This is a genomic window from Micromonospora sp. NPDC051925 (assembly GCF_044548625.1).
GTDB lineage: Bacteria > Actinomycetota > Actinomycetes > Mycobacteriales > Micromonosporaceae > Micromonospora.
Genome location: NZ_JBIUCH010000011.1, coordinates 59,359 through 77,312, shown reverse-complemented (window position 1 = coordinate 77,312; position 17,954 = coordinate 59,359). Strand labels below are relative to the sequence as shown.

Annotated in this window: 12 protein-coding genes, 1 pseudogene and 1 riboswitch; of the genes and pseudogenes, 4 read left to right on the top strand and 9 right to left on the bottom strand. The window is 72.5% G+C overall.

Features of this window, described 5'->3' with window-relative positions; all coding sequences use genetic code 11:
• Positions 1 to 42: 42 nt before the first annotated feature.
• Positions 43 to 552, bottom strand: coding sequence for a hypothetical protein (locus ACIG87_RS16670; protein WP_396851388.1), 510 nt, complete (start codon positions 550 to 552; stop codon positions 43 to 45).
• 83 nt (positions 553 to 635) lie between these two features.
• Positions 636 to 2,477, bottom strand: coding sequence for a glycerol-3-phosphate dehydrogenase/oxidase (locus ACIG87_RS16665; protein WP_396851387.1), 1,842 nt, complete (start codon positions 2,475 to 2,477; stop codon positions 636 to 638).
• 119 nt (positions 2,478 to 2,596) lie between these two features.
• Between ACIG87_RS16665 and ACIG87_RS16660 the strand changes: the two genes are divergently transcribed.
• Positions 2,597 to 5,137: a S8 family serine peptidase gene (locus tag ACIG87_RS16660; RefSeq protein ID WP_396851386.1), complete on the top strand. Its 2,541-nt coding sequence runs from the start codon at positions 2,597 to 2,599 to the stop codon at positions 5,135 to 5,137.
• Between the two features lie 221 nt (positions 5,138 to 5,358).
• On the opposite strand, the gene groL is transcribed toward ACIG87_RS16660, so the two are convergent.
• From groL to ACIG87_RS16645, 3 genes are all read right to left on the bottom strand, one after another.
• A complete protein-coding gene (gene groL, locus ACIG87_RS16655; protein ID WP_396851385.1) occupies positions 5,359 to 6,981 on the bottom strand; it encodes a chaperonin GroEL in 1,623 nt (540 codons plus the stop codon).
• A gap of 278 nt (positions 6,982 to 7,259) precedes the next feature.
• The gene (locus ACIG87_RS16650) at positions 7,260 to 8,330 is read right to left on the bottom strand and encodes a hypothetical protein (RefSeq protein ID WP_396851384.1); all 1,071 of its coding nucleotides are present in this window, start codon (positions 8,328 to 8,330) and stop codon (positions 7,260 to 7,262) included.
• Between the two features lie 205 nt (positions 8,331 to 8,535).
• Positions 8,536 to 8,739, bottom strand: coding sequence for a cold-shock protein (locus ACIG87_RS16645; RefSeq protein ID WP_067305333.1), 204 nt, complete (start codon positions 8,737 to 8,739; stop codon positions 8,536 to 8,538).
• A 223-nt stretch (positions 8,740 to 8,962) separates the two neighbouring features.
• Between ACIG87_RS16645 and ACIG87_RS16640 the strand changes: the two genes are divergently transcribed.
• Positions 8,963 to 9,493: a GNAT family N-acetyltransferase gene (locus ACIG87_RS16640; RefSeq protein WP_396851383.1), complete on the top strand. Its 531-nt coding sequence runs from the start codon at positions 8,963 to 8,965 to the stop codon at positions 9,491 to 9,493.
• A gap of 170 nt (positions 9,494 to 9,663) precedes the next feature.
• Here the strand turns inward: ACIG87_RS16640 and paaN are convergent, their stop codons facing one another.
• From paaN to thrC, 3 genes are all read right to left on the bottom strand, one after another.
• Positions 9,664 to 11,337, bottom strand: coding sequence for a phenylacetic acid degradation protein PaaN (paaN, locus tag ACIG87_RS16635; protein ID WP_396851382.1), 1,674 nt, complete (start codon positions 11,335 to 11,337; stop codon positions 9,664 to 9,666).
• 51 nt (positions 11,338 to 11,388) lie between these two features.
• Entirely contained in the window at positions 11,389 to 12,408 is a 1,020-nt protein-coding gene (locus ACIG87_RS16630; protein ID WP_396851381.1) for a GNAT family N-acetyltransferase, read from the bottom strand.
• Between the two features lie 459 nt (positions 12,409 to 12,867).
• The gene (gene thrC, locus ACIG87_RS16625) at positions 12,868 to 14,154 is read right to left on the bottom strand and encodes a threonine synthase (RefSeq protein ID WP_396851380.1); all 1,287 of its coding nucleotides are present in this window, start codon (positions 14,152 to 14,154) and stop codon (positions 12,868 to 12,870) included.
• A 10-nt stretch (positions 14,155 to 14,164) separates the two neighbouring features.
• A riboswitch (SAM riboswitch) is annotated at positions 14,165 to 14,300 on the bottom strand.
• Between the two features lie 296 nt (positions 14,301 to 14,596).
• On the opposite strand from thrC, the gene ACIG87_RS16620 reads away from it, so the two are divergent.
• A complete protein-coding gene (locus ACIG87_RS16620; protein WP_396851379.1) occupies positions 14,597 to 15,310 on the top strand; it encodes a hypothetical protein in 714 nt (237 codons plus the stop codon).
• 55 nt (positions 15,311 to 15,365) lie between these two features.
• Here the strand turns inward: ACIG87_RS16620 and ACIG87_RS16615 are convergent, their stop codons facing one another.
• Positions 15,366 to 15,815 (bottom strand): DoxX family protein, encoded by a 450-nt coding sequence (locus ACIG87_RS16615; RefSeq protein ID WP_396851378.1) that lies wholly within the window; start codon positions 15,813 to 15,815, stop codon positions 15,366 to 15,368.
• A 1,112-nt stretch (positions 15,816 to 16,927) separates the two neighbouring features.
• Between ACIG87_RS16615 and ACIG87_RS16610 the strand changes: the two are divergent.
• Positions 16,928 to 17,954 (top strand): annotated as a pseudogene (locus tag ACIG87_RS16610) (hypothetical protein); the annotation flags it as partial.

Genomic DNA, 17,954 nt, shown 5'->3' with positions numbered 1-17,954 from the left:
GTCCGGGCCGACGCGGGCCGGCTCAGCGGGTGGGGTGGCGGCTCAGCGGGTGGGTTCGGCCGGGGTGGCCTGGGTGAGCAGGAGCAGGATCTCACCGGCCACCGCCGGTCGTTCCTCACCCGGGCAGTCCTGCGAGGTGATCAGCCCGGCCGTGGTGAGCAGGCTGGACGTCAACGCGTCGATGCAACTCGCCCGGTACTGGCGAACCTGGTCGGTCTCCCGGGCCAGCCGGGGGTCGGCGAGCATCTTCTGCAACCGCTGTGCCTGCTCGGCGTCCAGCGAGCCGGTCGAGGTGACCCCGTCTCCGGCGCAGTCGTCGCACTCCCACCGGCCGTCCGGTTCGACGGTCAGCGACCGCAGTGGACCGTCGTCGCCGAGCTTCTGCACCAGACTGACCCGGTTCGCGGTCGTACCCGGGGATGTCGTCGTCCCGCCCTTGGGCTCCGCTGTGGATTCGCCGTCCCAGCTGAACATCGAGCAGCCGGCCAGGGTGACCGTCAGGACGGTGACGGCGGGGACGACGAGCGCGCGTGACCACTGAGGGGGAACCACGCGCCGGAACCTATCCCACGGAGATGACGTCCGGAACCGGCCGACCGGCCCGGCATCGGCGGGTGGAACCGTCACGGGACCGGTCAGCGGGAGGACGTCGGGAGTTCGGCGTGGCCCCCCTCGACGCCGTCGACACCCCGGTCGGCGGCGAAGCCCCGGACGTCGGGCGCCCCCAGTCGGGCCGCATCGGCGGTCGCGTCGTCCGGCATGAGCTGGGACTCCCGCTCCGCCTCGACCCGGGCCCGGTAGTGCGCGACCTCCCGTTCCCGGGTGGCCGCGTCCCAGCCGAGCACCGCACCCATCAACTCCGCCGTGTGCCCGGCCGAATCGAGGCCCCGGTGGGTCGTCTCGAAGGAGATCCGGGTACGCCGGGTCAGCACGTCCTCCAGGTGCAGCGCCCCCTCGGCCTGGGCAGCATAGGTCACCTCCGCGGCCAGGTACTCGGGTGCGCCGGCCAGCGGGGAGGCGAGCAGTGGATCGGCGGCGATCAGCGCCAGCAGCTCCAGGGTGAGCGTGCCGTACCGCTCCAGCAGGTGCTCGACCACGCCGACCGGGACCTCGTGCCGGCGGGCCAGGTCGGCCCGGTCCCGCCACATCGAGGCGTATCCGTCGGCACCGAGCAGCGGCAGGTCGGCGGTGCGCGACGGCCGTACGCCGCCGAGCCGGTGGGCGGCCCGGTCGACCACGTCGGTGGCCATCACCCGGTATGTCGTGTACTTGCCGCCGGCCACCAGCAGCAGCCCGAGCATCGGTTCGAAGACCGCGTGTTCCCGGGAGAGCTTGGAGGTGGAGTCGGCCTCACCGGCCAGCAGTGGGCGCAGCCCGGCGTAGACGCCCTCGATGTCCGAACTGGACAACGGCCGCTCCAGCACGGTGTTGACCTGGTCGAGCAGGTACTGGATGTCGCGGGCGGAAGCGGCCGGATGGGACCGGTCGAGCCGCCAGTCGGTGTCGGTGGTCCCGATGATCCAGTGCCCGCCCCAGGGGATGACGAAGAGCACGCTTGTCGCGGTCCGCACGATCAGCCCGGTCTCGCCGGTGATCGCCGAGCGGGGCACCACGAGGTGCACCCCCTTGGAGGCCCGGACCCGGATGCCGGGGCGCAGCCCGACGTCGTTGAGCATCCGGGACATGTCGTCGCTCCACACTCCGGTGGCGGCGATGACGGTGCGGGCGCGTACCTCGAACTCGGCGTCCGGTGAACCGGCGGGGGCCTCCAGGTCGCGGACCCGGACCCCGGTGACCTCCCGGGCCTGCCGCACCAGCCCGACGGCGCGGGCGCTGCTCACCACGGTGGCACCGAGGCTGGCCGCGGTGCGGGCCAGGGTCACCACCAGCCGGGCGTCGTCGACCTGGCCGTCGTGGTAGCGGATGGCCCCGGCCAGCGCCTCGGCCCGCAGGCTGGGGAAGACCCGACGCGCGCCCTCACGGGTCAGGTGCCGGTGCAGCGGCATCCCCCGGCCGGTGCCGAAGAGCCCGGCGAAGGCGTCGTAGGCGGCCACCCCGGCCCCGTAGTAGGAGCGGCGGAACAGCCGGGCCGGCAGGTCGCGCAGCCCCTTGCCGGCGGGGAGCGGGATCAGGAACGGGACCGGCCGGACCAGGTGCGGGGCGAGCCGGGTGGCGAGCAGGCCCCGCTCGGTCAGCGCCTCGTGGACCAGGTGGAACTCCAACTGCTCCAGGTAGCGCAGGCCGCCGTGGATCAGCTTGCTGGACCGGCTGGAGGTGCCGGCGGCGAAGTCGCGGGCCTCGACCAGGGCGACCTTGAGCCCCCGGGAGGCGGCGTCCAGCGCCGCACCGGCGCCGGTCGCCCCACCGCCGATGACCAGCACGTCGAACCGCTCGGCACGGAGCCGGCGCAGGTCCGCGACGCGGCGCTCGGGAGAAAGTTGACCAGCGGAGGATCGGGTCACATTGGGGTCACGCACCCGTTCACCGTAACCCGCCCGGCCCCGCCGGCAGCAGGCCCGACCGCCGTCGAGATCAACACCGCACCCGTCGCCGGTGGTAGCGCGGCGTGGGGCGGTGGACGTCGTACTGTTTCCGGATGCTGGCCGACACACCGCCGCCACCGGGTCACGGCTTTCCGCCCCGCCCGGACCGCCCCCCGGGTCCGTGGCCGATCGTCGCGGCTGCCCTGACGGGTGGTTGGGTGGTCACCGTCAGCGTGCTGCTCCAGGCCGGGGGGTGGGCGGCCGAGCAGGTGCTGGTGGCGATCGGGCAGGACCGGTGGGTGTGGCTCTGGCCAGCACTTGCCCTGGTCACCGCCCTGCTGGTCGGCGTACCCGCGCTGTTGCTGGCGCTGCTCCCCCGGGCGGCGACGGTCCGGACCACCGGGCGCGGCTGGCTTGCGGCAGCGCTCGCCCTGCTCGCGCTCGGGTCGCTGCGGGCATTGCCGCCGGTGCACCACGAGCTGTACCTGGCTGCCCTGGCCGCGACGGCGGCACTGCTCGCCCTGCTGGCCGCCCGCCTGCCCCGCCGGGCCGTCGTCGCCGGGCAGGCCACCGCGACCCCACCGGTCCGTCCACCCCATCAGGTCGACCCGGCCCATCAGGTCGACCCGGCCCATCAGGTCGACCCGGCCCATCCGGGCAGGCCCGGATCTCCGGGTGGTGCGGTCGGCAGGGCCGAGCCGGCCGGCGACGCCGGGCGACCCCGGGCGGTCACCCTGCTGGCGATGGCGGCCGGGCTGGCCCTGCTGCTGCCGTGGGTCTGGCTCGGCGCGCTGGGTGGCCTGCTGGAGACGGTGCTCGCCGCGCTCGCCGCGACGGCGGTCGGCCTGCTGGCCGGGACGCTGCTGGGTGACCGGTTCTGGTCCCCCTTCGCCGGCGACGGGCCACCCCGGGCCGCCCGTACGGTGCTGGTCGGCGGCCTGGTCGCAGGGGTGGTCCTGCTGCTGCTCGGCGCCGGCACCGGCCAGTCCGGCGCCCAACTCCCCGCGCTGCTGTTCGTCCCGCCGCTCGGCTTCGTCCTGGGCGCGTGCCAGGTGGCGGCCCGGCGGGCCGGCGCACCGGCCGGGTCCGCACCGGTCCGCTGGCTGGTCGGCCTGGCGGTGTTCGGCCCGCTGGCCCTCACCGACCCGGAGGAGATCTCGATCCTGCTGGCCAACACCCGCGACGTGCCGTACTGGGTCGCGGTCGCGACCGGCGTCGGGCTCGCCGTCGCGGTCGCCCTGGCCATCGGGTACGGGGTGCTGCTCGCCCGGCCACGCGGGCACGCCCCGAGCCGGCTGGTCGCCGCGTCGACCGCAGCCGTCCTGCTGCTCACCGTCGGCGTGGTCGACGTGGCCGCCGGCCGACCCGGCCTCTACGGCGAGCGGCTCCTGGTGGTGCTCCGCGAGCAGGCCGACCTGACCGGAATCCCCGCCGGTACGCCCGGCCGGGCGGGCCGGGACGCGCGGACCGCCGAGGTCTACCGCCGGCTGGTGTCCACCGCCGAGCGAACCCAGGGCGCGTTACGCCGGGACCTGACCCGGCTGCGCCTCGACCCGACGCCGTACTACCTGGTCAACGCGATCGAGACGGACGGCGGACCGGCGGTACGGGCCTGGCTCTCCCGTCGGCCCGAGGTGGCCCGGGTGCTGGTCAGCCAGCGACTCCGGCCGTTGCCCGCACCGGCACCGGTCAGCAGGGGCGACCGGCCCGCACCGACCGGCCCGGAGTGGAACATCCGGATGGTCGGTGCCGACCGGGTCTGGTCGGAGCTGGACGTCACCGGTGCCGGGGTGGTGATCGGCAGCTCCGACTCCGGGGTCGACGGCACCCACCCGGCGCTGGCCGCCGGCTTCCGGGGCGGCGACGACTCCTGGTACGACCCGTGGGAGCACACCCGCATCCCCACCGACTCCGGCGGCCACGGCACCCACACCACGGGCAGCGCGGTGGGCCGCGACGGCATCGGGGTGGCCCCCGGCGCGCAGTGGGTGGGCTGCGTCAACCTCGACCGCAACCTGGGCAACCCGGCCCACTACCTGGACTGCCTCCAGTTCATGCTGGCCCCCTTCCCGGCCGGTGGTGACCCGTTCACCGACGGCCGGCCGGAGCGGGCCCCGGACGTGCTCACCAACTCGTGGGGGTGCCCGCCGGTGGAGGGCTGCGACCCGGGTGCGCTGCGCCCGGCGACCGCCGCGCTGGAGGCCGCGGGCATCCTCGTGCTGGCCGCCGCCGGGAACACCGGCCCGGACTGCGGGTCGATCGTCGACCCGCCGGCGCCGTACCCGGACGTGCTGACGGTGGGCGCGGTGGGCCGGGACCGGGCCGTCACCGAGTTCTCCAGCCGAGGTCCCGCCCCCGGCGGGGCAGCCAAACCGGACCTGGTCGCCCCGGGGGCGGAGATCCTGTCCGCGATGCCCGGCGGTGGCTACGCCAGGCAGGACGGCACCTCGATGGCCACCCCGCAGGTGGCGGGCGTGGTGGCGTTGATGTGGTCGGCGAATCCGGCGCTGGTCGGTGACCTGGCCCGGACCCGGAGCATCCTGCGGGACACCGCGCAGCCGGCCGGGCCCGCCGGTGGCGGCTGCGGCACAACGGCGGCGACCGGCGCCGGGCTGGTCGACGCGTACGCGGCGGTGCGGGCGGCCCGGGGCTGACCCCGTTGCCGCGACCCGGCTGCCCGGCGACCGGCGGCCCGGCGACCCTCAACCCGGTGGCCCGTCCGTCTGCCTGCGGCACCTGTGGCCGGTGGACCAGGATCCCCTTGGAGCCGGGAGCGCCCGGTTGCCGCCCGTCGGACACGGACGGACACGGACACGGACGCCGACAGGGGCGGACCGCTCGCGCGGCCCGCCCCTGTCGGCGTGTGGAGCTGGACTCAGAAGTCCATGTCCCCGCCACCCGGGCCAGCCGGGGCGGCCGGGGTCTTCTCCGGCTTGTCCGCCACGACGGCCTCGGTGGTGAGGAAGAGCGCCGCGATCGACGCGGCGTTCTGCAGCGCCGACCGGGTCACCTTGGCCGGGTCGATGATGCCCGCGGCCAGCAGGTCGACGTACTCACCGCTGGCGGCGTTGAGGCCGTGACCGGCGTCCAGGTTGCGGACGCGCTCGACGACCACGCCACCCTCCAGGCCGGCGTTGACGGCGATCTGCCGCAGCGGGGCGTCCAGCGCGATCTTGACGATCTGCGCGCCGGTCGCCTCGTCGCCGGTCAGGTCCAGCTTGTCGAAGGCGGTCTTGCCGGCCTGCACCAGCGCGACGCCACCACCCGGGACGATGCCCTCCTCGACGGCGGCCTTCGCGTTGCGGACGGCGTCCTCGATGCGGTGCTTGCGCTCCTTCAGCTCGACCTCGGTGGCCGCGCCGACCTTGATCACCGCGACGCCGCCGGCCAGCTTGGCCAGCCGCTCCTGCAGCTTCTCACGGTCGTAGTCGGAGTCGCTCTTGTCGATCTCGGCCCGGATCTGGTTGACCCGGCCCTGGATCTGGTCGGCGTCGCCGGCACCGTCGACGATGGTGGTCTCGTCCTTGGTCACCACGACCTTGCGGGCGCGGCCCAGCATGTCGAGGCCGACGGCGTCCAGCTTGAGGCCGACCTCCTCGCTGATGACCTGGCCACCGGTGAGGATGGCGATGTCGGCGAGCATGGCCTTGCGGCGGTCACCGAAGCCCGGCGCCTTGACGGCGACCGACTTGAAGGTGCCCCGGACCTTGTTGACGACCAGGGTCGCCAGGGCCTCGCCCTCGATGTCCTCGGAGATGATCAGCAGCGGCTTGCCCGACTGCATGACCTTCTCCAGGATCGGGAGCAGGTCCTTCACCGACGAGATCTTGCTGTTGACGATCAGGAGGTACGGGTCGTCGAAGACGGCCTCCATACGCTCCGGGTCGGTCATGAAGTACGCGGAGATGTAGCCCTTGTCGAAGCGCATGCCCTCGGTGAGCTCAAGCTCCAGGCCGAAGGTGTTGCTCTCCTCGACGGTGATGACGCCTTCCTTGCCGACCTTGTCCATCGCCTCGGCGATGATCTCGCCGACGGTGCTGTCACCGGCGGAGATGGAGGCGGTGGAGGCGATCTGCTCCTTGGTCTCGACGTCCTTGGCGAGCTTGGACAGCTCCTCCGAGACGCTGGCCACGGCAGCCTCGATGCCCCGCTTCAGGGCCATCGGGTTGGCACCGGCGGCCACGTTGCGCAGACCCTCGCGCACCAGGGCCTGGGCCAGGACGGTCGCCGTCGTCGTGCCGTCACCGGCAACGTCGTCGGTCTTCTTGGCGACCTCCTTGACCAGCTCGGCGCCGATCTTCTCGTACGGGTCCTCGAGCTCGATCTCCTTGGCGATGCTCACACCATCGTTGGTGATGGTGGGGGCACCCCACTTCTTCTCGAGCACCACGTTGCGGCCCTTGGGGCCGAGCGTCACCTTCACGGCGTCGGCGAGCTGGTTCATGCCCCGCTCGAGGCCGCGGCGAGCCTCTTCGTCGAACGCGATCATCTTGGCCATACGGCGTTGTCCTCCTGGACACTCACGGGCCACCCGGGTGTTGTGCCCCGGACGGGCCGCCTGGTGTACGCACCTTGGGGACGTCGCCACCTGGCGACGACGACGTCCTCCTCGGTCGGGCCGGACAGCCCGCGACGACCGGCCATGTGCCACCCGACGCCATCGAGACGTCGGTGTGACCGTGGCCCTACCGCCCCGACCATTGGCACTCAGCGTATGCGAGTGCCAATGACTTGTTTAGCACTCTCCCCTGCCGAGTGCAAGCACGATCGGGCCGGTCAGCCAAGTTCCGCCACCAGTCGCGCGGTGTTCACCGATCCCTCGTGCGCCCGCTGCTCGGCGTACGTCACGACCAGTCCGACCAGTTGCACCAGGTAGACCGGGACCACCAGCACCGCGCTCACCAGGATCACCACCACCGCACCGACGGCGGTGCCGGGCGCGGTGAACGGGTCGGTGCCGAACGGCAGGGTGCCGATCGACTCCACCACCCCGCCGAGCATGCCGCCGAGGATCACCACCACCGCGACCAGCGCCACCCGGCCGAGCACCATGCCCAACCGGTCGTGGAAGAGACGGAACGAGCGACCGACGGGATTCTGCCCCTCGAACAGGTAGACCGGGCCGGCCAGGGCCAGGGCGAACGCGAGGTAGATGCCGGGCAGCAGGCAGAGGCAGACGCCGACCCCGATGAGCACGCCCAGCACCAGCATCCAGCCCCACAGCCCGAGGCAGCGGCGCGCGCCGTAGCGCAGCGCGCCGGACAGGTCGGCCGGCTGACCGGCGGCCTGCCGGGCCACCACCCAGGTGCCGCCCGCCCAGCCGATGCCCTGCACCACCCCGAACGCCAGGGCGACCAGGATCACCGAGACCCCATAGATCGCCAGGTCACTGAGGTAGCCGTCAGGGAGCGAGCCGTCGGCGGGCAGCGGTGCGGCGTCCGGCCCCATGCCGAGCGAGAGCAGGGACACGGCCATCGCCGGCACGGCCTGGGTGAGCAGCATCAACGGCAGCAGGATCCGCCAGCCCCGGCGCAACGCGCCGGTGCACCGGGCGAACCAGCCGTCCAGCCCGGCGTGCGGCGGGTTGACCAGGGGGTCGGGCGGGCCCCAGGCGTCACCTCCGGCGTACGGCGGGTAGCCACCCCCGCCCGGCGGATAGCCACCACCCGGCGGGAAGCCGGGGTACGGGCCGACGCCGGGCGGAAGGTTGCCGGCGGCCGGGTAGACCCAGGCCGGCGACCCGGCCGCGGGCGGACCCCAGGGCGGCTGCCCGGACGGTGGCCCCCACGGCCCACCCGGAGACCCGGCAGCGGGGTCGGGCGAACCCGAAGGTGACTGGTCGGACATGAACCCTCCTCAGCGAGGACGCCTGGACGGTTCACGATCTTCCCCGGCACTCACCCGCGCCGCCAACCGTCACGCGGGTAGTTGACGGGTGGGATCTCGTCACGCGCTCCTCGCCCGGGGCCCCACGGACGGAACCGCGCGGCCGTCCGTCACGCGGGCGCGACGGACGGGACCGGGTGCCCGAGCGACGGGACCGGGGAGGCGGTCAGGCGATGACGCGGACCCGTTCGGCCTGCGGGCCCTTCTGGCCCTGGGCGATCTCGAACTCCACCCGCTGACCGTCGTCCAGCGCCTTGTAGCCGTCCATCTCGATGGCGGAGAAGTGGACGAAGACGTCCTGCCCGCCGTCGACGGCGATGAAGCCGTAGCCCTTTTCGGAGTTGAACCACTTGACGGTGCCCTGTGCCACGGTGCACTTCCTCACTCTGCGCGGCGTTCCACAACCCCGGGATGCCGGCGGGCCGACAGCGGAGAACCACCGTTTCGGCGATCGGTGAAGGCCGCTGAATCGGTGACCGAAATCGCACGCTACACGAGGAGTGACGACGGCGCACGACCGCAAATCGGGCTAAATCAGACGGGTATCGACCCGGTCACTCATTGGCGACCATCGCTGCGGTATGCATGCGTACATGACATCCGCCCCGGCCCCGCCGGCGACCAGGACGGCCCCCGTGCACCGGGTGCGTCCGCAGGACGCCGCCCGGATGCGGGCGCTGCGGCTGGAGATGCTCGCGGACGCGCCCCTGGCCTTCCTGGAGACCGTCGCCGAGGCCGCCGCCCGCCCGCACGCCGAGTACGCGGCCCGGATCGCCTACGTGTCCCAGGGGTGCCACACCGCCCAGTTCGTCGCCGACCCGGGCGGCCGGCTGGTCGGGCACGCCGGGGGCAGCGCCGCCCCCGGGGTGCCCGACCTGACCGTGGTCTACGCGGTCTACGTGACCCCCTCCTGGCGCGGCACCGGCCTGCTCCGCGCCCTGATCGACGAGGTCGCGGCCTGGTCCCGCGCCTGCGGCCGGTCCGAACTGATGCTGGAGGTCGTGGTCGGCAACGACCGCGCCTACCGGGCCTACCACCGACTGGGCTTCACCGACACCGGCGTACGCGTCCCCCACCCCAAACTCCCCGCCCTGAACGAACTCCAAATGCGCCGCCCCGCCTAACCCCCTCCCCTTCCCCTCCCGCCTCCCCTCCCCTCCCTCCCGCCTCCCCTCCCCCTCCCCCACCCCTCCCCTCCCCCTCCCTCCCCGGTGATCAAGAGGTTTACGTCAAGAGCAAGCTCCTGGATGACGTAAACCTCTTGATCACCGGATTCCACCGGACGGGGGTGGGGTTAGGCGGGGCGGCGGGTTTGGACTATGCGGAAGCGGTTGGCCACGTAGGCGCCGTCGGTGAGGGCGGCGTTGGCGGCCGGGTTCGCGCCGCTGCCGTGGAAGTCGGAAAAGGCAGCCGACTGGTTGACGAACACCCCGCCGGTCAGGTTGCAGGACAGGTGCACCCCGACGTCGACGGCGGCGGCCTCGGTGGCGTCCAGCACCGCCTCGTCGGTCGAGTAGACGGCGGCGGTCAGCGCGCCCTTCTCGCCCACCGTGGCCCGCATGATCTCGATGCTGTGCGCGGTCGAGTCGGTGGCGATGACGAACGAGATCGGCCCGAACCACTCCCGGCCGTAGACCTCGGTGTCACCGGCGGCGAGCTTGACGATGGTCGGCGTCCGGACCACCGCGTCGGGCAGCGACGGGTGCGCGACGGTACGCGACTCCAGCACCGCCTCGCCGACCTTGGTGACCTCGTCGAGGCGTTCCAGCACCCCGTCGTTGACGATCGCCCCGGTCAGCTCGACGCCCCGGGCGGGGTCGGCGGTGAGCTTGCCGACGGTGGCGGCGATGCCGGCGGCCACCTCGTCGAAGCTCCGGTGCCCCTGGTCGGTGGCGATGCCCCCGGCCGGGATCAGGATGTTCTGCGAGGTGGTGCACATCTGCCCGCTGTAGAGGGTCAGCGTGAAGCCCAGGTTGCGGCACATCCCGGCGAAGTCGTCGGTGGAGTCGATCACGACGGTGTTCAGGCCGGCCTTCTCGGTGTAGACCGTCGCCTGCCGGGCGTTGGCCTCCAGCCAGTCGCCGTACTCGGTGGAACCGGTGAAGTCGACGATCTTCACCGCCGGGTCCAGGGCCAGGGTCGACGCCAGCTTCTCGCCGGGGGCCTCGGGGGCGAGCAGCACCAGGTCGGGGTCGAAGCCGGCCTCGGCGAGCACCTCCCGGGCGTACCGCACGGTGATCGCCAGCGGCAGCACGGCGCGGGGGTGCGGCTTGACCACCACCGGGTTGCCGGTGACCAGCGAGGCGAACAGACCGGGGTACGAGTTCCAGGTCGGGAAGGTGTTGCAGCCGATCACCAGCGCCACCCCGCGCGGGACCACGTGGAACGTCTTGGTCATCCGCAGCGGGTCGCCCTTGCCGGCGGCCTTCTCCCAACCGGCCGTCCCCGGGTGCCGGGTCATCTCCGCGTACGCGTAGGCGAGCGCCTCCAGGGCCCGGTCCAGCGCGTGCGCGCCACCGGCCTGGAAGGCCATCACGAACGCCTGGCCGCTGGTGAACTGCACCGCGTTGGCCAGCTCGAAGATGTGCTTGTGCAGCCGGTCGAGGATCTCCAGGCAGACCCCCACCCGGGCCTGCGGACCGGCGTCACGCCAGGCCGGCAGGGCCGCGGAGGCGGCGGCGACCAGCTCGTCCGCGCCCGGGTGCGGGTAGCGCACGTCCAGGGCCAGCCCGAACGGGCTCGCCTCGGTGGCGACCCGGTCGGCCGCGCCGGGCTGGTCGAGCGGAAAGTCGCCACCGAGGTACGCCTCGAAGGCGGCCTTCCCGTCGGCGGCGGCGGTCTCGCCGTACACCCGGGGGCTGGGCGATTCGGGGTAGGCGGACCAGTACCCCCGCTCCGTGATCGCGGTCAGCGCACGGTGGAGGGTGTCGGCGTGCCTGTCGTACAGCGGGTGCGGGGTCTCCGTCATGCCCGCCATCATGCAACAGATGACAGCCAGATCAGTAGGGGCGTGTCACACTCAGATGGTCAGCTGCCAATCCGTGGACCCGGCCGCCGGCCGGAAGCCGAGCTGCTCGTTGACCGCGATCATGTGGGTGTTCGCCGCCGCGTTGTAGGTGTCGATCACGTCCAGCTCCGGCTCGTACGCCAGGGTGTGCTCGAGGTTCTCGGCCTTGCAGAGCAGGCCGAGCCGGTGACCGCGGTGGGCCGGGTCGACGATGGTGATCTGCTGCAGGGCGTACCGGGTGGTGTTCGCGGCAAGGCTGAGCAGGCTCCACCCGATCAACCGGCCGGACCCCTCGTGCACGGCGGCGACGCTGTAGCGGCGGATTCCCCGCGCGTCCAGCGCCCGCTCCATGCCCCGGATCCGCTCGGCGTCCACCTTCTCCGGCTCCCACGCGAGGTCTCCGAGGGGGGCGTCGGCCAGCAGCCGGCCCTCCAGGTGGGCGAGGTCGGCGACGTACTCCTCGGGGGGATGGCCCTGCCAGCGCACGGTGCGGTAGCCGGCGGCGGCGGCCCGCGCGTCGGCCAGCAGGGCCGCCAACCGGGGCCGATCGAGCGCGGCGACGTCCAGCCGACGGCGGACGTCGACGAGCGCCGCCTTCGCGCCGAGGGCCGCCGCGAAGGCGGCCCCGGGCAGTTCCCTTTCCTGCTCCCCCGGCAGCGCGGCCACCGCGGAACCGACCGCCCGCGTGCAACCGGCCTCCCGGAGCTGTCGCCGGGCGTACGCGAACAGGGCCCGCCCCACCCCCCGCCGCCGGTACGCCGGATCCACCACCAGGTCGACGCCGGCGTTCTCGATGTTGTCCAGCAGGTGCAGGTCGACGCGGACCCAGCCGACGGGCACCCCGTCGAGGCGCGCCACCGACCAGCGGGTGTCGATGCCGGGCATCGGATGCCGCACCAGCGCCTCGAACCGTCGCCGGCACAGCGGCGGCAGATCCGGTTCGTCCACCGCCCCGGCCGCCGCCGCGATCCGGTAGGCCGCATCGAGGGTCGACTGGTCGGCCGGATCGATTGTTGCGATGTCAAGGTCCACGCCGCGAGTCTTCCCCGCGGATGACGAAGGGGGCCAGCGGATTTCCGCTGGCCCCCTCACACGTTGGTCGGGAGGGACGTTCGCACAACGCCTCCGGCGTTGGGTCGTAAGAACTTGAAAAGTCTCCGGCGAAAGCCCTCCCGCACGGAGCATCTTGCGCCGTCCGGTTCCTGCCGTCAAGTCCTTCCCGGTGGGTTTTCGCCACTCACCGCGAAAACCCGGTCACGCAAAGATCAACCCGCCCCACCCCGGACCCCCTTGCCCCGGACCACCCCGGACCACCCCGGACCGGACCGCCCCGGCCGCGCTTGATCGACACCACTGGGCCGATGATGCGGTGTCCCGGCGGGCTGACACCGCAGTACGCACCCAAGCGAGTCGATCACCCCACCCGATCCCCGTCCTGCCGTCCCGCCGCGTGCGGCGGGACGGCAGGACGGGGGGACGGGACGTGGTGGGTCAGGAGAGGAGGCCGGCGTCGCGGGCGGCACGCAGGGACGGCTTGATCCGGTGGGTCGGGCCGACCTGACCGGCGACCGCGTCGATGGTCTTGAGACCCTCGCCGGTGTTGAAGACGACCGTCTCGGCGGTCGGGTCGAGCCGGCCGGACTCGACGAGCTTGCGCAGCACCGCCACGGTCACCCCACCGGCCGTCTCGGCGAAGACGCCGGTGGTCCGGGCCAGCAGCCGGATGCCGGCGCGGATCTCGTCGTCGTCGACGTACTCCATCCAGCCACCGGTACGCCGCACCGCCTCCAGGGCGTACAGGCCGGCGGCCGGGTCGCCGATGTTGAGCGACTTGGCGATGCCGGTCGGCCGGACCGGGGTGATGGTGTCGGTGTCGGCGTGCAGGGCGGCGGCGATCGGGTTGCACCCGGCCGACTGGGCCCCGAACACCTTCCAGCCCCCGGCCGGCGCCTCGACCAGGCCGATCTCGACCAGTTCGGTGAACGCCTTGTCGATCTTGGTGAGCAGTTCGCCGGAGGCCATCGGGATGACCACCTGGGCCGGGATCCGCCAGCCGAGCTGCTCGGCCACCTCGTACCCGAGGGTCTTGGAACCCTCGGCGTAGTACGGCCGGACGTTGACGTTGACGAAGGCGGTGTCCTCGAACTCGTCGGTCTCCACCAGCTCGCCGCAGAGCCGGTTCACGTCGTCGTACGAGCCGTCGATGGCCACCAGTTCGCCGCCGTAGACGGCGGTGGTGATCACCTTGCCCTGCTCCAGGTCGCCGGGGATGAAGACCACCGAGGGAACTCCGGCGCGGGCCGCGTGGGCGGCCACCGAGTTCGCCAGGTTGCCGGTCGAGGCGCAGGCGAACCGGTGGAAGCCGAGCGCCCGAGCGGCGGTCAGCGCCACCGAGACGACCCGGTCCTTGAACGAGTGGGTCGGGTTGGCGCTGTCGTCCTTGATCCAGAGCGGCGCGGTGATGCCCAGCTCGGCGGCGAGCTGCCCGGCGGCGACCAGCGGGGTCAGCCCCGGGTCGAGGGTGACCCGGGTGGTCGGGTCCTGGCCGGCGGGGAGGAGGGCGGCGTACCGCCAGATGTTCTGCGGGCCGGCCTCGATCTGCTCCCGGGTGACGGTGGCCAGCGCGGCGGTGTCGTAGTCGACCTCCAGCGGGCCGAAACACTCGTAACAGGCGTGCTGCGCGACGAGTGGGTAGCGGGCGGAACAGGCGCGGCAGACCAGGGCACGGGCGGGGCTGACGGTGGTGTCGATACCGGGGGCGGCGAGCGTCGACGTCATGTCGAGGGTCCTCTCATCTTTCCCCGCATCGCACCCTGCGGCGGGGACGGAATTGGCACCTGCCCCGCCGGACGCTCAGCGATGAGCGCGCGGGGTGGTTGCCGGGGCGTCGTCGGGCCGTATCCCTCAGCCCCTCTGGATGAGGTATGCAGTTGTGCGACCGAGTCTAGGCAGCTTCCCGGCCATCGCCCAGTCGGCTCCCACGTTGTGAACCCCTACCCGCCGACAGCGCCGACGCCGGCCGATGTTTCGAGGAAGTTCCCAGCTCAGAACGTCCGTGATCGTGACCCACCGGGGAGCGGGCACACCCGTACATCGGCCCTCCGGTCGGCCCCTGAGCGCGCTCCGACAGGCCGGTCCGGCCCGGCCGTCGAGCCGATGACCGGCATTGCCGTCGATCAGTACGGTGCGGGCACCTGACGTCGAGAGAGGACCCCCGCCCATGCGACGGATCTCGTCGAGCCTCACGACCCTCGCCCTGGTCTGCCTGCTCGCCGCGTGCGGGGGTGAGCAGGGCGCGGCCGAGGCGACTCCCACGGCCGGCCCGCCCACCGAGCCCTCCCCCACTGCGGTGCTGAGCGCAGCCACCCCCGAGGCGACTCCCACCAGCGCGACGCCGTCACCGCAGACGAAGATCGCTCCCGCCACCACCCGGGCAACCGCTCCCACCACCCCGGCCCTGGTCAAGGCCCCGTTGACCTGCGCCCATCTGGCGGACGCCCGACTCGGCAGCAGCAAGACCCCCTACAACGGCTACCCGGACTACCTGCCGCTGGCCCAGGGACAGTGGGTCGGCGAGGACGGCACCAGGGTGACGCTGGAGAAGGCGTGCGGAATCGGCGACCTCGACGGGGACGGCGCGGTGGACGCGGTGGGCGCGGTATCGCTCAACTCCGGGGGCACCGGCACCTTCTACACCCTCGCGGCGTGGCGCAACAACGGTGGCGTGCCGGTGTTCCGGGCGCTGACCGAGCTCGGCGACCGGACCCCGGTCGTCTCGATCAGCGTGGCCGGGCGCAGGGCCACCGTGGTCTGGTTGACCCGTGGCCCCGGCCGGGGCATGGCCGAGCTGGACACCCGGCGGACGTCGGTCTACAAGCTCTCCGGCAGCACGCTCGCCGAGGTGAGCCACACCGACGCTCCCTACAACCCCTGACCGGGCGCGTCGCCGGGGCCGCCTCGTCGAGGCTCCGGCGACGCGGGTCAGCGTGTCAGACCGGCACCGAACTCGGCTCGACCACCGGTGCCGACGGGGAGTCGGCACGCCTGCGGGCGAGCAGCGTGTCGAGCGCCCAGGCACCCGGGCCGAGCACCGCGACCAGCAGGAAGGACCAGCAGAAGAGCACCGACAGCTCGCCCCCGTTGCGCAGCGGCAGCAGGTCCTGCGGCTGGTGCACCACGAAGTAGGCGTACGCCATCGAGCCGGACGCGAGGAGCGCGGCGGGGCGGGCGAAGAGCCCGATCAGCACCAGCGCGCCGCAGACCAGCTGGATCAGCGCGGCCCACCAGCCCGGCCAGGCACCGACCGGGATGGCCTTACCGGTCATCGGGTTGCCACCGAACAACCCGAAGACCGAGGACAGGCCGTGCAGCGTGAACAGCAGGCCGACGACGATGCGGAACAGCGACAGAGTCGGCCCGCCGAGCCGAGACACGTTCATGGGAACCTCCATGCAAGGGAATCGATCCCCTACATGATGGGGCATGGAATCATAGGAATGTATGAATTCCTTGTTACTGGGAAGATCCGCGTGCGAGACACTACCGCACACCCGACACGTCGGACTGCCCCGCCCGACGAGACGGCCTCGACACCGGCGGCGGCGCAGAGCCCGCCCACCGACACCGACCAACCCTGACGCCGGGGCGTCGGCCGGGCGACGACGCCGACCCGGCATGACCCGGCGGCCACCCGCCCACAGTCACCGGAACACCCTCGGACGACGACCCGGACACCTCCGCACGGAGAACCGCCCCGAGCGCCAACCATCACCCCGCGCCCGCCGCCAGCGATCACTGCCCGCGGATTGAGAACTTCGCATTAACTGTCATCAAGTTCATAGCCGGTGTTTACGGAAAATGAATATGCCCGCAATTCGACGGGGCCACCGGGACGTCACCTCGGGTCGGCCCCGCACCGCCCGACCAACCGACCGGACCACCCCGGTGCACCGCGCCCGGCGGACCCGCACGACCCGTACGCCCGGCATGGTTTCCGCTGATCGCGGGCGTTGTCGAGAGCGCTCGACCGGCGACCCCGACAGCACCCCTGACCAGCGACCCAGTCGACCCTGCACCATTGCCGGCACCGAACGACCTGCCGACAGTGCCCCGCAACAGCCGGTTGGCAACGGTATGCCGCGACACCAGCGAACCGCCCCGTGCATCATCAATTTCCGTCGTTGCCCCGGTCGGGCCAGTTCGACATGCATTCAGACGATCACACCCCCGACCCGGCGGGCCAGGTCGATCCGTTCAAGACTCTTTAACATCTTCCACAATGAGCCGGGACATTGAAATGCGTTAGTCTTTTCCCGCGTTGCCCACGGCGATTCGGCAGCCCCTTCCACCGTTATCGACGAACCCTGCCCCGACACGTCGGCCCGCCAGCCCACCCAAACCAATTCAATTCATGACAGTCGATGCTCGACGCCGACTTGACCCGGATTCCCGTGCGCCACGCCGATCACCCATCTCCCCTGGTCGAAAGCGGTCCAGCGCCTCCCGCCCTGGCCCCTGCCATCCCCGACCGGTGTTCGCGGAAAGGACCACCGTGCCACGTCGACTTCCCCTGCCCGGACGACTACTGCCCGCGTTTGTCGTCCTGGTTCTGCTATCCACCTTCGCCACCCCGGCCAGCGCCGACATTCGGCCCGAGTCGGTACGGCTGCTCGCCAAGGCCGCCGCCGACGAGTGCTTCGCCGGAATCGGCGTCGACTATCCGCCCGGACCGCCCTGCGCGGTGGGCCAGCCCAAGGTCAACCAGTCGTACGTCTGGGGTCTCGCCCAGGCCGGCCGCCGGCTCTGGTTCGGCACCGGGGCGAACGTGCTCTGCCTGAAGCCCGAGGGCTACCAGGTCCGGGAACCGATCCTCAACGACGACTACGCCTGCGAGTTCGGCCAGAGCCAGCCCGCCCGGAACAACCCGGCCTGGCCGGCCACCCTCGGCGACCACCGCACCCCCGAGGTCTACACCTACGACCTGGCCACCGAGCGGCTCACCGAACGCACCGCCGACATCACCTCCGCCTCCCCGGCCGACGCGGACCTGCTGAACACGACCGCCGGGCTGCGCAGCGCCGCCGCACACCAGGGCGTCGTGCTGCTGGCCGGCCCGAGCGTGATCGGCGGGGTGAACATGTTCGCCTTCGACACCGTCACCGGCCGGTACCTCGGTTCGACCAACCTCTCCGCGTACGAGAACATCCGTCACTGGGCGGTGGCCGGTGGCGTGCTCTACGCCGGGGTCGGACTGGGCGCCAACGGCGGCGAGGCGGGCAGGGTGCTGCGCTGGACCGGCGACCGCACCGACCCGTTCACCTTCACCGAGGTCGCCGACCTGCCCACCCAGGTCGCCGACCTGACCGAGCACCGGGGCCGGCTCTACGTCTCGACCTGGCCGAAGGCGGTCGTCGAGGGCTCGGCAGCCCAGCACCTCGACACCGTCGACATCGCGGCGGCCCCACGCCTCACCGCCGACGCTCCGGCAGCCCAGCACCTCGACACCGTCGACATCGCGGCGGCCCCACGCCTCACCGCCGACGCTCCGGCAGCCCAGCACCTCGACACCGTCGACATCG

Coding starts and splice junctions, on each gene's coding strand:
- ACIG87_RS16650 (WP_396851384.1), bottom strand. CDS start 8,330: ATGTCCGACCAGTCACCTTCGGGTTCGCCCGACCCCGCTGCCGGGTCT.
- ACIG87_RS16615 (WP_396851378.1), bottom strand. CDS start 15,815: ATGAACGTGTCTCGGCTCGGCGGGCCGACTCTGTCGCTGTTCCGCATC.
- thrC (WP_396851380.1), bottom strand. CDS start 14,154: ATGACGTCGACGCTCGCCGCCCCCGGTATCGACACCACCGTCAGCCCC.
- ACIG87_RS16660 (WP_396851386.1), top strand. CDS start 2,597: ATGCTGGCCGACACACCGCCGCCACCGGGTCACGGCTTTCCGCCCCGC.
- groL (WP_396851385.1), bottom strand. CDS start 6,981: ATGGCCAAGATGATCGCGTTCGACGAAGAGGCTCGCCGCGGCCTCGAG.
- ACIG87_RS16640 (WP_396851383.1), top strand. CDS start 8,963: ATGACATCCGCCCCGGCCCCGCCGGCGACCAGGACGGCCCCCGTGCAC.
- paaN (WP_396851382.1), bottom strand. CDS start 11,337: ATGACGGAGACCCCGCACCCGCTGTACGACAGGCACGCCGACACCCTC.
- ACIG87_RS16620 (WP_396851379.1), top strand. CDS start 14,597: ATGCGACGGATCTCGTCGAGCCTCACGACCCTCGCCCTGGTCTGCCTG.